Genomic DNA, 14,861 nt, shown 5'->3' on the forward strand with positions numbered 1-14,861 from the left:
CAGCCCAGTCAGAACCAGTGTATCAGGCGTAATGGGAAAATCTGCATTCCAAAGATCATGCGCCTGCGCCCTTAAGGAACGCGTATCCAAAAACTGTAACAGTGCGCAGAGAACCAACACCGCGCTCCCGACAGGCCTTGAGAAAGCACGGGATGAACGGATAGCCGCAATCAAGAGCCCGTAACCTACTGGCCAGAAACACCGCCCACTCGATCGAAAAACATCTGCAAGCGGCGGCAACAGGGAAATATGCCAAAGCTTGTAAGGTCCTGCATATCCGGTGTTGGAAATTGCATAGAGCATCATAAGACTCAGAAAGAACGATAATCCAGCATGTCGCTTTGCAGCGTTCAGTAATATCCGCCTGCAAAACACAAAATCGCAGATCAGAAGAGCAAGCAGCCCCCCTCCAAGATAAACATATCCTTCAAAGGACTGGGTCTACAGACCGTAATGCAGCCTAGGAAAATGCTTTAGCAAGTCCGATTGCATCGGCCAGACCGGTGACAGGAGGTTCATGGAAAACAATCCATACCCCCCAGCGCCATGGGCATAGCGAAAATATCCCAACATTTTACTCATGACTAAAATAAGGGCTGCGCTTCCCGCGCAGGTGCGTGCAACAGCACGCCATTCCTTCCGCCGCATCCACAGCAGCGTTAAAAACGAGGATGCAATAGTTCCAAAGGCCAGCAACATCAAAATGGGATGAATGAGCAGACAAATCCCAAGAAAAAACGGTGTTAAAACCAGAGCCCATGTTCTGCCTTGCACAAGCGAAAAATAGAGCGCGAAAGCCAGAAGAAGCAGGAACTGGCCCATCAGGCTAAGGTGAATGATACGGCCTAGAAAAAATGGTATACAGAGCGCCATGGCAGCACCGGCAATCAAGGCGAGGACTCGACGTTCTCCGGCAGCCGCAAGAGCTAAAACAGCTGATACAGCCTGCATAACAAAACAGAATATCAACCAGAACCTGTAAGGTACAAAACCTACAGGAAGCAGTACAATGAAAGGTTTGAACAACAGAAGCAGCAAAGGCGTGCTGTCTGTCATCGCCACGCTTGCTCCCTTCGGAGCAAAAAGAAATTTCGTGTCCAGCAAGGGCCAGTGCCAAACATCATTCAGAAAATAACGTTGCCCAGCCACAGCCTGGATTCCATCCTGAAATACCGGAAAGCGGCTCAGACTCTCCAGCGAAACCAAATGAATGCCTTCCGCTCCCCCCAGGAAAAGGGCGACAATAATGGTCCAAACCAGTGAAGGCACTCTGTTACGAAACGGTTTCATGCTTTCCTTCGTCAGGCGGGACTAATCCGTAGATGATTGCGCTGCCCCAGCCTTCACGACAAGAGACTCCCAGTCAGCAGCCAATCCTGGGGAAGTACGTTAACAAAACGCATCCTTGAACGAAGAGAACCGATCTTTTCCTGCAAAAATGCCCCAAAAGCTGCGTCAAGCTTGACGTTTGGCCCGACAGTCCGCACATAGCGGAACTGGATTTTCAGGCTCCCATCGGCGCCACTGCCTCGCGCAGACCTCTACCCTGTCTCTGTACCAAGGATTCTCATGTCAAAAGAAGACCTCATCGAGTTCACCGGCACCGTCATGGAACTGCTGCCAAACGCCATGTTCCGCGTCACGCTCGACAACGAGCACACCATTCTCGCTCATACGAGCGGCAAGATGCGCAAGAACCGTATCCGCGTTCTGGCTGGTGACCGCGTGAATGTTGAAATGACGCCATACGATCTCTCCAAGGGCCGGATCACCTTCCGCTTCAAGTAAGAGACTGCGGCGCATGGCCCCCTCCCAGCCTTCACTGTCGGACTCTGACAGTCTGAAGCGCCCGGCGCTTGTTCTGGCTTCGGCCTCTCCCCGCCGTCTCGCCCTTCTGGGTCAGATCGGCATCGTGCCAGATGACGTCGTCAGCACGGACGTGGATGAAGAACCCCGCCCAGGTGAACTGCCCCGTGCGCTGGCGCAGCGTCTGGCCCGCGCGAAGGCAGATCATGCAGCATCGCAGCGTCAGGATGCCGCTCTCATCATCGGGGCTGATACCGTTGTGGCTGTAGGACGACGGATTCTTCCCAAGGCGGAAGACGAAAAGACAGCTCGCGCCTGTCTCCGCCTCCTGTCTGGCCGGAACCACAAGGTTCTGACGGCTGTTGCCCTTCGCCCGACCGTGGGTTGGGTGGACGGCGTGGCCAACGAGCGTCTGGTGGAAACGTCCGTTACGTTCCATCGCCTAACAGACACTCAGATTGATGCCCTGATCGCTCACGGTGACTGGCAAGGTAAAGCTGGCGGGTATGCCATTCAGGGCGCCGCAGCAGCACATATCCGCCAGATCGGAGGCAGCTACTCCGCCGTGGTCGGGCTTCCGCTGTTTGAAACGGCACAGCTTCTCCGCGGGCAGCCCCGTCGTCAGGGTGGGTGGATCGCGTGATTGAAATCCGCGCCGCCTGTTCCCCGGGCGAGGTACGGATTGCTGTCACGGACCAGGATACGCTTCTCGATATCGGGCTCTGGCGCCCAGGGCGCCCCGATGGTCTCGACGACTGGCATATCGCACGCGTTCAGACTGTAGCATCGGCTCTGGGTGGGGCCTTCATCACGCTCCATGACGGGGAAAGCGGCTTTCTTTCCTGCCGCGATACGCTGATACAGGGACAACTTGTCTCGGTCCGTGTCAGTCGCTCTGCACAGAACGGGAAAGGCCTGCGCTTTCGCAAGGCAGAAGAGCCTCTTCAAGACAGCGACAATACACCACGCCTCATCGCCCGAGGTCCGACGCCTCTGGAAGAGCTGGCAGACCGGTATCCTGATGCGCGGCTCCATATTGATGACCCCGGCATCGCAGCACGACTGCCTGTGCGACTGCGCCCAAGACTCCAGCGATGCCAGCGAGCCTTTGACAGCACCTTAGAGAGCGAATTCGAGGAACTGCGGTCTGAAACGGCTGATCTGGGCCTGCTAACCGCTAGCTTCTTTCCCACTCCCGCGCTTATTGCGATTGATCTCGATAGTAACGCCAACCCCGACTTCAAAGGAAATGTCGCCAGCTTTCCTGCATTAAGCCAGCAGATCCGTCTCAGAAATCTCTCCGGCACGCTGCTCATCGACCCCGCAGGCGTCAAGACGCGCAAAAGACCTGCGCTGGTCAGCTTCCTTCGCGACGTCATGGCGCTGGACCCGCTCAAGCCTCAGGTTCTGGGCGCAACACCGTCGGGCCTGCTGGAAGTCACCCGCCCACGCAAACGTCCCCCCTTGCATGAACTGCTGTCCTCCCCACATGGCAGGGCGCTGGCAGCGTTACGCACCATTCTGCGGGAAGAGCGGAAAGGCCGCGTTCTGACGGCATCTATCCCCCTCATCCGGGCACTGGAAAGTGACCCGGATGCCCTGAACGATTTCATATCCCGCCGCGCCGCTCCAATAGAGCTGGTTCTGAACCCGAACGCGGCGCCTGAAAGCTGGAGCCTGTCATGAGTGCAACCTGCCCCATCTGTCACCGCCCCACGGAAGCCGCCTTCCGGCCATTCTGTTCGCGCCACTGCGCGGATGTGGATCTGGGCCGCTGGTTCAGTGGAAATTACCGCGTTCCCTCTTTCAGACAGGACAATGAAGAAGAGCTGGACGATAATCCTGAATCGAAGGGTTGATCCCAAACGAATCATGAGCTACACCCCGTTTCCGCAGCGGGTGTTTCACCTTAAGCCCGGTGCCCAAGTAGCTCAGTTGGTAGAGCATGCGACTGAAAATCGCAGTGTCACTGGTTCGATCCCGGTCTTGGGCACCATTTATCCCCTAAAATTTGGTAAAATGCTTTTTGGGGCCTGCTACCGTCTGCTCTGCGTCAGACCTTTCCTGTGCATCAAGACAGGCCATGGCTCCGCGAGATATATTACGGGAAATGCTTTGGTGCTGAAATAAAGCGTTTGCTGATGGCGGACACCGGATTCAGCCTCCGTCACACAGCTGCCCATCCAACCAATTCAATACGCCCTTTACCAGACTACTCCCGGTCCACAGGTTCAATCTGCGTTGGCAGACGTCGATCAATCCACTTGACCAGCACACGCAGAACAGTATTCGCGCCAAGGATGAATGCGGTCAGCAATGCCGCTTCTGCAATCATGTCGCAGCCTGTACAGGCTCCAATCGCCGCAGAGCACCAAAGCGTGGCTGCCGTGTTAAGGCCACGGACATTCGGGCCATCCTTCATAATGACGCCCGCCCCCAGAAACCCTACCCCCGATACGACATAAGCAATCACGCGAATGGCAGAGACATCTCCGCCAATTCGCTCGGCCAGATCCACGAATGCAGCCGCCCCAATCGCAACGAGAGCATTCGTCCGCAGACCCGCCGTACGCTGCCGGAACTGTCGCTCTGCACCGATCATCGTTCCGAACACAAAAGCCGCCAGATAGCTTCCAAAAGTATCCAGGAAAGAATGAGCGTCAAATGTCTGGGTAAAATGCACGTCCCTCTCCTTTTCAAAATGCCAGAACCTTCAGCTACATCGCCGTAGACCGATCCATGGTCTTATGAAGCGGATATAGACTCAGGTTCTCAACGGCTGCACCGGCATTAATCGCCTGAAGGCTGAGTGTGTCCAGCGGGCTTGAAGGGAACACCAGCGCCGTCCCGACAGTCGGTCGGTAAAGATCATCGATCTGCGTTCTGATGACAGGCTGATTCACTACCGCAGAATGGTTCCCCGGTTCCTGATGAGAATTGCTTGATTCATCACGATGGGGTGTCAGTGCCGAGATAGGAGTCTCTTCGACAACACGGGAAGCACTCACGAAAGCCCCACGGTCAGAATTGAAGCCAGGGCGTCGTGGTGGCCCAATGAAAGCCTGTCATTCTGATCCGTCATACCTGACAGCATACAGGACCTCACGGCATCCGACACTCTTTCACGAGAATGTCCATCATGAATGATAGAGAGACCAATTGCATGTTCATTGCGAATGCAGACATATGTTTTCCATGAAGCGTTTTGACCCTTTCCTCATGGCCCTGATCTTCGCGATTATTCTGGCCTCTGTTCTGCCCTGCCGAGGACAGATGCAGCATATCCTCCAGCAGGCAGTGACCGTCCTAATCACCCTGATGTTCTTCTTTCAGGGGGCCAAACTTCAACGTCATGCGATTGTCGAGAGCGTGCGGGACTGGCGGCTTCAGGGAACGGTGCTTCTGTGCACTTTTGCTCTTTTCCCCGTTCTGGGCGTAGGACTGCACCTGCTGTTCAAAAATATTTTCCCGGATGCCCTCTTTGGTGAAGACCTATGGTCCGGTATTCTGTTCCTCTGCTGCTTGCCTTCAACAGTTCAGTCCTCCATTGCGCTGACCTCTATCGCCCGCGGTAATGTCCCAGCAGCAATTTGTGCCGCTACAGTTTCAAATATTGCCGGTATTGCCCTGACGCCCCTCCTGACAGGCCTCGTTCTTGGCCATGGGAATGCTGGACATTCTCCGCTGGACAGCGTGCTGGACGTCGCAAAAGAACTTTTGCTCCCCTTTCTTCTGGGTCAGATCCTACAGACATGGGTGGGGCCCATTGTTCGGCGGCACAAATTTCTCATCTCCTTCACCGATCGCGGCTCTATTGTTGTTGTCGTTTACACAGCCTTCAGCTCTGCCGTGGTTGAAGGAATCTGGCATCGCGTTTCGATGACCCACCTTTTTGAAGTTGCCCTTCTGGACAGCGCACTGCTCGCACTTGTTCTGTTTCTCTCACATGCCATGGGCAAGGGCATGAAACAGTCTATTGAGAGCAGTATTACCTTGCAGTTCTGCGGTTCAAAAAAATCTTTGGCCTCAGGAGTACCAATGGCCAGCGTTATTTTTCCGGCATCTTCGGTAGGAATTATAGTACTTCCTCTAATGATCTATCATCAAATCCAACTTTTTACCTGCACACTTCTTGCAAGGAATTATAGTAGACGACCATAAACAGAATAAAAATTCTATTTTTTTGAGAAAAATAATTTTATAATAAGATTGTTAAAGTCGTTTCTTTTCGTCACGAGACGCTCTTTGACTGCCTTGTACCTATCTTTCACTGTCATCCCATCTTCAAAAATGGGGCTTTCACACGATGCTGCTACATTCTTCGGTGATCAAGGTGCCAGTTGAAGACCAGAAAGACCCCTCCTCTATACCGGACGGCTTCCCTCAGTCTCTTCTTTGCCAACTCTTTCGTATCAGCCAGTTCAATGGCATTCATGAGCGCGCTGCAGAACTCCGACTCCCTCTCCCCCTTGGAAAAAAACGCCTGAACCGAATTGAACGGATCCGAAAAGCCGGAACCCTTTTTATTCATGTTCCCAAAAATGGCGGAACTTCTCTTTGTACCCAGCTTTATGGCTGCTCCATGATGCACCAGACAATCAGATATTACCGGAGGGTCACACCGGATTTGTGTCGGAATCTGCCAAGCTTTGCTATCTGGCGTGATCCGGTAGAACGCTTCGTTTCTGCCTGGGCCTTCGCCAGAAAAGGCGGCACAGCAACTGTTAAAATTCATCCGTCCGTTAACAACCTTTACAGATCGTTTCACACACTCGATGACGCCATTTCATATGTGGAAAACCAGTCCTCTCCATATGCTGTAGACCACGTCTTCCGTCCACAATCCTGGTATGTATGCGAAAAGGATGGAACCCTCGCTGTTGACACTCTTTTTCCAATGGAGAAAATCTCACAGCTCCCTGATCTGCTTCCTGTCATGAACGGGCAAACCATCCTGCATCTGAACCAGAATCCACACTCTCAGAACGTTACCGCCGAGCAGATCCGTAGAATCCGTAAAGTTTATGCACAGGATGAAGCTTTACGTCCCTGATGAGCAAGAAAGCGAAATATTCTGGTATTTCTCTGAACTGTCACAAAACATACGTGTATTGCCCTATAAATGGCCATTTGCAGCCAAGCTTGTGGCGAAATTACCATATACCCTATGTGTCATAGTATGACTCGCATCATCTAATTGATACCATTTGTAAACCGTGGTTTTCCTCTGCCGAACCACCATGTCTGGCCGAGAAAGACCCAACAGACGATGCGCCTTACACGCCTCCTCTCGACCTCTGCGCTGATTGCATTCGGTACAATGCCGGCGCTTGCGGCTCCCGCTTCGGATGTTTCTGATGTGAAACACCACAAAGCTAAGCCAAAAACGGAAATTTCTGCTCCATCCATGATGGGCAACACGGCTCCAACCGACGTGCATGAAGAGCATGTCTCTGTCAGCGGTCACCATGCATTTGACGGTGTAACCCGTCGTGCGGTCGGTGGCGGTCTGATGGAGAAGCAGGATAGCGCCAAGTCTGTTTCGGCCGTATCTCGTGACTTTATCGAGAAGCAGGTACCGGGCGCAGACCCAATGCAGTTGATCTCCCTGCTTCCGGGCGCAAACGTATCGTCTGGGGATCCGGCAGGTATGACGGGCAGCTCCATGAGTATGCGCGGTCTCGACCAGTCCCAGATCGGCTTTACGCTTGAAGGTTTCCCGATCAACGACATCGGAAACTTCGCGGTCTACTCTCAGGAAATCGTAGACTCCGAAAACCTGCGGACAGTTCGCGTTGCCCAGGGTTCGGCTGACCTCGACAGCCCGCACATCAGCTCAACGGGCGGTGTGGTCGACATGTACATGATCGACCCACAGATGAAAGCCGGCGGCCGTCTGGGCGTCAGCTATGGTTCCTACGATTACACGCGCGGCTTCCTGCGTCTCGACACAGGCAAGATTGGTAACACCAATCTGCGCGCCTACTTCTCCGGTTCTTATGCAACGGAAGGCGTCAACAACAGCGACGCGACAAACCGCAAGCTGCACGCCGAAACCAAGATCGTGAACGACTGGGGCGACGGCAACCGCGTCTCTCTCGCCATCGTTGGTAACCGCCTTTACAACTACCTGACTCCCAACGTGAACATGGCCTCTTGGGATGCCTATGGTCGCGGGATCAAGGATCGCTATGTTGCTCCGGGCAAGAATGCTGCTGGCCAGAACATTTCCAACACGGTCTGGAATTCGACCTATAATCCAAATGCTTCTGACCACGGTGCATCGTATTACAAACTGCACCAGAACCCGTTCACCAATATTTATGCCAGCGCACCTTCTACCTTCAAGCTAGCAGATCACCTTGTCCTGACAGAAACACCATATTTCTGGTACGGCGACGGTAACGGCGGCAGTGCGTACTGGACGAATATGGACAAAATCAATTACGGAAGCACATCACTTAAAGGGACCCTTGAAGGAAAAGGCGGTGGCTACCGTCTTCTTTACAATCCCTCCAACACTCAGACCTATCGTCCTGGCGCTGTCACGAAGTTGACACTGACGACGGGAAACAACCGTCTGATGGTTGGTTACTGGTTTGAGTATGCCAAACAGCTTCAGTCAGGCCCATATTCGGGTGTCGGGCAAGACGGAAATCCATGGGATGTTTGGGGGGCTGCGGCAAACGTCGTACTCTCGAACGGTCAGACCTATATGTACCGTAACACCATTACCCAGACGCGCGTTCACACCATGTTCATCGGTGACACGCTGTCTCTGCTGAACAACAAACTGACGATCGATGCCGGTTTGAAATACTCCATCGTGATGCGCAGCGGCACTAACATGCTGCCGGATACGTCAACCGGGCGGAACACCAGCAAAACCTATTATGAACCCCTGCCAACCGTTGCGATCCGTTATCAGATCAATCCGGAAAACCAGATCTTCGTTTCCGGCGCGACCAACTTCCGTATGCCGACCAATTACTCGCTTTACGATGCTGGCGCTTATTATGCTGGCTCCGGATATGCAACGCACGCCAACCTGAACCAGAATCCTGAAATCTCGATTTCGGAAGAAGTAGGCTACCGGTACACTGGTAAGACGATCATGGGGTCGATCACCTACTTCCACTACGACTTCACAAACCGCCTGATGTCTTCCAGCCAGTGCGCAAACGAAAGTTGTGACAGCTATTTCAGCACCAACGTCAACGCTGGCGGCCAGACGACCAACGGTGTTGATGCTGAAATCGGCACCCGCCCGATCTTCCGTTACTTCCGCCCATATGTGTCCTTCGAATATGTTGATGCCCGCCTTGGCAGCAATCTTCAGGCTGGTAGCGGCTCCGGCATCGACTATCTGCGCACCAAGGGCAAGTTCGCACCGGAAACGCCAAAGTTCCAGGTCGGCTTCAACCTTGACTACGACGACGGTCATCTATTCGGTGGCTACAACCTGAAGTATGTGTCCCGCCAGTACTCCACGTTCATGAACGACCAGTCCATTCCGGGCTATGTTCTGATGAACGCAAACATTGGTTATCGCTTCAGCAACCTCGGATTCCTTCAGGCTCCGAACGTTCGGATCAACTTCTCCAACCTGTCCGACAAGGCCTATCTCGGCTTCGTCAAGGGTATTCAGACCAACGCCAAAAGCCAGCCGGGCATTTTTGGCAAGACGATCAGTGGTTCAACGCCGACTTATGCCATTGCCGCTCCATTCGCAGCGATTGCAAGCGTCAGCGCTGGCTTCTGATCTTTCAGAAAGCAGCGAGTTCCAATCCCCATGCCAGTTCTCTGGCATGGGGATTTTTTTATGGACGGCAAACAACATATTGCCCGCCGTTGACAGACCCGTTGTCCTACACAGATATAGGATAAAACCCCGTCGTCACGACGTTAGAGAGACTTTATTATGGCCAGCAGAACCAAATCCGCAGAAAAATCCGTAGTGGATATTTATCTGGAGCGACTGCAGGACCATCTGTCCATTGAAACCAAAACGATTGAAACTGTTCTTTCCGAGCTACCCGTTTGCGCATGTTATGAAACCCTGAACCACCAGATGAGACAGGATCTCGACATGCGGCGCGCTCATGCCGAAGACATCAAAACCCTATTGGATCGACATGGACAGCCTATCCCGGCAACTCATGAAACAGTCTCTTCAATTCTAAACACCGTCTCCAGCCTCTTTCATAACGGGGAAGACAGTGACCTTCTTAAGGGCGTCCTCACAAATATCAGTTATCGATCCTATCAGGTCGCATCTTTGGATATCCTGTTACTTCTGGCGGGACGTCTGGGCTTCGTAAGTGACATCGCGATTCTCAAGCGTCTGCATACAGAAGAAAATATATCCCTTGACCTCCTTCGTAAAAATTTTCCCGATATACTTACAGAATATTTGTCGACCATTTAATATAATTAGCAGTAGATAATAATATTTATAAATTATGAAGTCATTCCGAAATTGGAAATTAACTAACCATCATCCAGAAGGGATGGATTCTTCAAAAATAATTTAATCTAAAGATTTCTGTTTCTTTTTCAAAAAAAAGACCCAAAATGTCTCATCGAAAGCCACTCCCTGCCTTCTTCGAACATTTATGTGGCGCATGTGTCTCTGAAAGAGAAATCTCGGCCGCTACATTAGAAGTTTTCTTAGAGTTTTTTTGCCATGTCCAAAGATGGGCGTTCATCAGAGCTGCCCGCTCGCATTATTCCGCTTGCTACACTTCCCGCCCCTTCACGCGGTTTTGAACCTGTTGTGCAGCGCATACCAGCTTCCTGGCTTCACAAGCGAGAGACACTTACAAAATGCTTCGCACAGGAAAAAGCACTCGTTCTTCTCAGTCCCAATGAAGGCGGGATTCTCTATCTGAGTGCTAGCCACCTTTCTGTGGCTCCTGAAGATGAGGCTGTTCAAGCTGCCTTTCTTTCCTTTCGGGGAAACGACATTCTGGCTCTTTCCGTGCGAAAAGAAGCGCTTCTCGCTCAGTTGCCAGTCTTGTCCGGGTTGCCTCCTGTCACAATCCAGACCAGATCCGGTCCGGGTCATTTCCTGTTTGTGACCTGCAACCTCATTACTCAGGATATGTTGCTCTCATCTCCGTTGCAGACTCAATCGCGCATTCTCCAACATTTGACGAATCTGCTTCTCACAACCGTTCTGGACGCGCTTGATCTGGATCTCTCAACTGAAGGGCGCCGGCGACATCGACAAAAGCACATCCGCGCCTATATCGAATCTCAGCTGCACGAGCCTGACCTGACCCCGCAGGTCATCGCAAAAGCTTGTGGCATCTCAACCAGAGCACTTTATCTTCTATTCGACGGAGAACCGGGAGCTGTCTCTGGGTGGATTTTAAGCAGACGCCTTGAACGTATTCACAAGGATCTTCAATCCTTGGATTTTGCCTCAGAGACTATTGCCGAAATTGCTCTTAAACATGGCTTCAGAAATGCCGCGCATTTTTCGAGGCGTTTCCGTCAAAAATTTGGCCTGTCTCCCAGAGAGGCCCGGCCAAAACGACTTACCGGGTAAGTCAGATAGAACCTGCATTATTCATATTTCTGACAAGACGGGTGGTTGATTGGCCATTCACAAGGTCAACCAGAGCGACCCGTCCCCCGCAGGATTTTACGAAATCACCGCCAACGACCTGATCTTCGGTATAATCTGATCCCTTAACCAAAACGTCTGGCTTGATTGCCTGAATAACGTTCAGCGGCGTCTCTTCATCAAACAGAATAACAAGGTCTACCGCCCGTAACGCACCAATAACCGTAGCTCTTGCCTCTTCCCTCTGAATTGGTCGACTTGGCCCCTTCAAAGCGGCGACCGACCGATCCGTATTCAGAGCAACGATCAGTTTGTCTCCCTGCCGCGCAGCTGCTTGCAACAGGGAAATATGGCCCGGATGAACGAGATCAAAACATCCATTCGTCAAGACAACCCGTGCACCATGCCGCCGCCAATTTTCCGCGATACGCCTTGCTTCCTGCACGGTAACCAATGCCCCATTCTCTGGAACTTCCTGTCCCAGTTCGCGCGAAAGCTCTTCTTTCGAAACCGTTGCTGTTCCAAGTTTTCCTACCGAAAGAGAGGCTGCTGCCGTCGCTATGACCACAGCCGTTTCCAGGTCCTGCCCAGCGGAAAGAGCAGATGCGACAGTCGCAACGACCGTATCGCCGGCTCCAGACACATCGAACACTTCTGATTTCCGCGCGGCCACATGTTGATACGTCCCATCACGCCGCCACAGGGTCATGCCATCTTCCGATCGGGTAATCAGAACATCCCCACCAAACTGACCTGACAAAGCCTTTGCAACAGTCAGAACCTCTGCATCTGTCCGCGCAGACAGCCCCGTCGCCTGTTCGGCCTCAAGTCTGTTAGGCGTAACCAAAGTTGCGCCAGCATAAGCTTCCAGCGTGCGCCGCTTGGGATCAACCAGAACGGGAATCCCTTTTTCTCGTCCGGCCGCAATAACAGCTTTCAGAACAGCGTCATCAAGAACGCCTTTTGCGTAATCCGAACAGACCACAACGTCCGTATCTTCTATGGCTTTTTGAGCAGCCTGAATCAGACGCTGGCGAACATCTTCGTTCAGAGGAACGACTTTTTCCACGTCGATGCGAACAATCTGTTGTAAGCCACTGACAACCCGCGTTTTTGTAATTGTTGTCCAATCCGCCGATGAAATAATTCCTTCCTGACGAACAGACGGCCATTCATCCAGAGCATTTTTAAGCTGTTCCGCAGCCTCATCATGACCAACAAGCCCGACCAGTCTGACTTCTACGCCCAGAGCAGCCGCATTGACTGCCACGTTGGCAGCGCCACCGGGGACACGTCGGATTCCATCATTCAGAAGAACCGGCACAGGTGCTTCCGGAGAAATTCGACTGACACTTCCTGAGACATATTGGTCCAGAAGAAGGTCTCCAATGACCGTAATGCGGCCGAAGCGGAAATCATCAATCAAGACCAGTCTCTCCAGAACATGAAATGGTTCAAGCCCAGCAGTCGTCTCACAAGGTCTTATAAAAGAAAAGAGCGGAGGATGTTTCCCCCCGCCCCTGCTCTATTGCTCATCTGTTATCAAGCCAGATGATCAGGCTGCCGCTGAACCAGCAAGAAGGCCTGCCAGAAGGCGCGCAAACCCGGTCGGATCAGGAAGAGGCTCACCTTCCTGAACACGTGCCAGATCCAGCAGCACACGCGCCAGGTCCTTGATACTCTCGCCTTTCGATACCCGCTCGGAAAGAGCTTTGATCAAAGGGTGCCTCGGATTGATCTCCAGAATAGGCGGTGCTTCTGGAAGAGCCTGACCTGATCGACGCATCAGACGCTGCATAGCCAGATCCGGGCCTCCCTCCGACGTAATGACGACAGCACTATCCGTCAGGCGCACAGTTCCACGCACGTCCTTGACGGCATCACCCAATGCTTCCTTGAGGGCGGGAACGAGCTTTTCCAGATCTGCCGGTTCGACTGTCTCGTCAGTATCTGTCGGGAATTTTTCCAGATCGCCATGCGAATACACGACAGAACGCAGGATCTTGTCGTTATAAGAATGGAGCCGTTCCGGCCAGAACCCATCAACAGGATCTGACAAAAGAAGAACCTCCAGACCCCGGGCCCGGAATCCCTCAAGTTGAGCAGAAGCCTTCAATGCATCAAGATTATCGCCCGTCAGGAAGTAAATGACGTCCTGGCCATCCTTCATACGCGAGATATAGTCATCAAGCGTGGTCAGATCATCACTCTGAGTCGTGTGAAAACGAGCGAAACCTGCGATTTCCTGACGGTGCTCGCTGTCTTCCCACAGACCTTCCTTGATAACTGCACCGAAGTTCTCCCAGAACGCCGTGAAAGCATCATCGCCTGCCTTCGCACGGTTCTTGATTTCAGTAAGAACGCGCTTGGTAACAGCCTTGCGAATGCGGGCAAGAACAGGAGTTGCCTGAAGCATCTCACGAGAGACATTCAGCGGTAGATCTTCCGTATCTACGACGCCCTGAACGAAGCGCATCCAGCTTGGAAGAAGGTCGGCTTCATCTGTAATGAACATACGGCGGACATGAAGGTGAATCCGACTTTCCCGCGACTGCTCCATGAAATCAAATGGTCGGGCACTCGGCAAAAACAGGAGAGCGGTAAACTCCGTTGTGCCTTCAGCGTGCCAGTGCATGGTCGCATACGGCTCGTCAAAAGCACGAGCAATATGACGATAGAATTCCGTATACTGCTCAGGCGTAATTTCGGACTTTGGTTTACGCCACAGGGCTGTACCCTCATTGGCAGCTTTATCTTCCGTCGTGCCGTCTTCCTTGGTCTCCCTCAGAGTAATAGGCCAAGAGATATGGTCAGCCCATTTGCGGATAATCGACCTTAAACGCCAACTGTCCAGAAACTCATCAGCATCGTCCTTCATATGAAGAACGATATCTGTGCCCGGCGCAGAACGGGTTGAAGGCGTCAGGGTAAAAGAGCCCTTCCCGTCCGAAGACCACGTCCATGCTTCATCAGAACCGGCCTTGCGGGATGTGACATCGACACTGTCTGCAACCATGAATGCGGCATAGAACCCTACGCCGAACTGCCCAATCAGGCTTGGGCGGTCTTCTGCCTTTGCTGAACTCAGCTTTTCGCCAAAAGCACGGGTCCCGGACCGGGCAATCGTCCCCAGATTTTGAGCAAGCTCATCATGGGTCATGCCGACGCCATCGTCAGAAATGACCAGCTCTTTCTTGTCTTTTTCTGGCGTAATGCGGATACCCGCATTTTCCGGCAGAGCAAGAGCTGAGTCTGTCAGAGCTTCAAAACGACGCTTGTCGGTTGCATCCGCAGCATTGGCGACGAGCTCACGGAGAAAGATCTCACGATCCGAGTAAAGGGCATGAACAACGAGATCGAGCAGACGTCCGACCTCGGCACTAAATTCATGCTTTTCAGCCTGACCTTGGGTTGCATTCATGGTTACAAATCTCCTTTCAGGAAAGTAATCTGGATATGCGACGTCAGGTCGAGTTTTTCAACG

Annotated in this window: 14 protein-coding genes and 1 tRNA gene; 10 read left to right on the plus strand and 5 right to left on the minus strand. The window is 52.6% G+C overall.

From position 1 onward, the window contains the following. Nucleotides 1-441 precede the first annotated feature (441 nt). Entirely contained in the window at nt 442-1,290 is an 849-nt protein-coding gene (locus J4P41_RS11085) for a DUF6311 domain-containing protein (RefSeq protein WP_426067179.1), read from the minus strand. A 279-nt stretch (nt 1,291-1,569) separates the two neighbouring features. On the opposite strand from J4P41_RS11085, the gene infA reads away from it, so the two are divergent. The 5 genes from infA to J4P41_RS11110 all read left to right on the plus strand — a co-directional run bounded on the left by infA (nt 1,570) and on the right by J4P41_RS11110 (nt 3,802). Beyond that, nucleotides 1,570-1,788, plus strand: coding sequence for a translation initiation factor IF-1 (infA, locus tag J4P41_RS11090; RefSeq protein ID WP_007282896.1), 219 nt, complete (start codon nt 1,570-1,572; stop codon nt 1,786-1,788). Between the two features lie 13 nt (nt 1,789-1,801). Next, the gene (locus tag J4P41_RS11095) at nt 1,802-2,449 is read left to right on the plus strand and encodes a Maf family protein (RefSeq protein ID WP_426067180.1); all 648 of its coding nucleotides are present in this window, start codon (nt 1,802-1,804) and stop codon (nt 2,447-2,449) included. Next, entirely contained in the window at nt 2,446-3,492 is a 1,047-nt protein-coding gene (locus J4P41_RS11100) for a ribonuclease E/G (RefSeq protein ID WP_426067181.1), read from the plus strand. The genes J4P41_RS11095 and J4P41_RS11100 overlap by 4 nt, the downstream gene beginning before the upstream one ends. Then, entirely contained in the window at nt 3,489-3,665 is a 177-nt protein-coding gene (locus J4P41_RS11105) for a DNA gyrase inhibitor YacG (RefSeq protein ID WP_007282899.1), read from the plus strand. The genes J4P41_RS11100 and J4P41_RS11105 overlap by 4 nt, the downstream gene beginning before the upstream one ends. A gap of 61 nt (nt 3,666-3,726) precedes the next feature. Continuing rightward, nucleotides 3,727-3,802, plus strand: a tRNA-Phe gene (locus J4P41_RS11110). A gap of 216 nt (nt 3,803-4,018) precedes the next feature. Here the strand turns inward: J4P41_RS11110 and J4P41_RS11115 are convergent. Next, the gene (locus J4P41_RS11115; RefSeq protein ID WP_023944334.1) at nt 4,019-4,489 is read right to left on the minus strand and encodes an MgtC/SapB family protein; all 471 of its coding nucleotides are present in this window, start codon (nt 4,487-4,489) and stop codon (nt 4,019-4,021) included. 34 nt (nt 4,490-4,523) lie between these two features. Further along, a complete protein-coding gene (locus tag J4P41_RS11120) occupies nt 4,524-4,814 on the minus strand; it encodes a hypothetical protein (RefSeq protein ID WP_426067182.1) in 291 nt (96 codons plus the stop codon). 187 nt (nt 4,815-5,001) lie between these two features. Between J4P41_RS11120 and J4P41_RS11125 the strand changes: the two genes are divergently transcribed. From J4P41_RS11125 to J4P41_RS11145, 5 genes are all read left to right on the plus strand, one after another. Further along, on the plus strand, nt 5,002-5,967 hold the full coding sequence (locus J4P41_RS11125) for a bile acid:sodium symporter family protein (RefSeq protein ID WP_426067183.1): 966 nt from the start codon (nt 5,002-5,004) through the stop codon (nt 5,965-5,967). 145 nt (nt 5,968-6,112) lie between these two features. Beyond that, on the plus strand, nt 6,113-6,859 hold the full coding sequence (locus J4P41_RS11130; protein ID WP_426067184.1) for a sulfotransferase family 2 domain-containing protein: 747 nt from the start codon (nt 6,113-6,115) through the stop codon (nt 6,857-6,859). 216 nt (nt 6,860-7,075) lie between these two features. Further along, complete coding sequence (locus tag J4P41_RS11135; RefSeq protein WP_426067185.1) at nt 7,076-9,568, plus strand: TonB-dependent receptor; 2,493 nt, start codon at nt 7,076-7,078, stop codon at nt 9,566-9,568. Between the two features lie 159 nt (nt 9,569-9,727). Further along, complete coding sequence (locus J4P41_RS11140) at nt 9,728-10,234, plus strand: DUF892 family protein (RefSeq protein WP_426067186.1); 507 nt, start codon at nt 9,728-9,730, stop codon at nt 10,232-10,234. A 258-nt stretch (nt 10,235-10,492) separates the two neighbouring features. Then, a complete protein-coding gene (locus J4P41_RS11145; protein WP_426067187.1) occupies nt 10,493-11,359 on the plus strand; it encodes a helix-turn-helix domain-containing protein in 867 nt (288 codons plus the stop codon). A 1-nt stretch (nt 11,360) separates the two neighbouring features. On the opposite strand, the gene rfaE1 is transcribed toward J4P41_RS11145, so the two are convergent. Both rfaE1 and htpG read right to left on the minus strand, forming a co-directional pair. Then, nucleotides 11,361-12,803 carry a D-glycero-beta-D-manno-heptose-7-phosphate kinase gene (gene rfaE1, locus J4P41_RS11150; protein WP_426067188.1) on the minus strand — a complete coding sequence of 481 codons (1,443 nt, stop codon included), beginning with the start codon at nt 12,801-12,803 and terminating at the stop codon, nt 11,361-11,363. Between the two features lie 129 nt (nt 12,804-12,932). After that, nucleotides 12,933-14,798 carry a molecular chaperone HtpG gene (gene htpG, locus J4P41_RS11155; protein WP_426067189.1) on the minus strand — a complete coding sequence of 622 codons (1,866 nt, stop codon included), beginning with the start codon at nt 14,796-14,798 and terminating at the stop codon, nt 12,933-12,935. Nucleotides 14,799-14,861: the final 63 nt, after the last annotated feature.

This window comes from Gluconobacter sp. NFX36 (assembly GCF_049887835.1).
Taxonomy (GTDB): domain Bacteria; phylum Pseudomonadota; class Alphaproteobacteria; order Acetobacterales; family Acetobacteraceae; genus Gluconobacter; species Gluconobacter japonicus_A.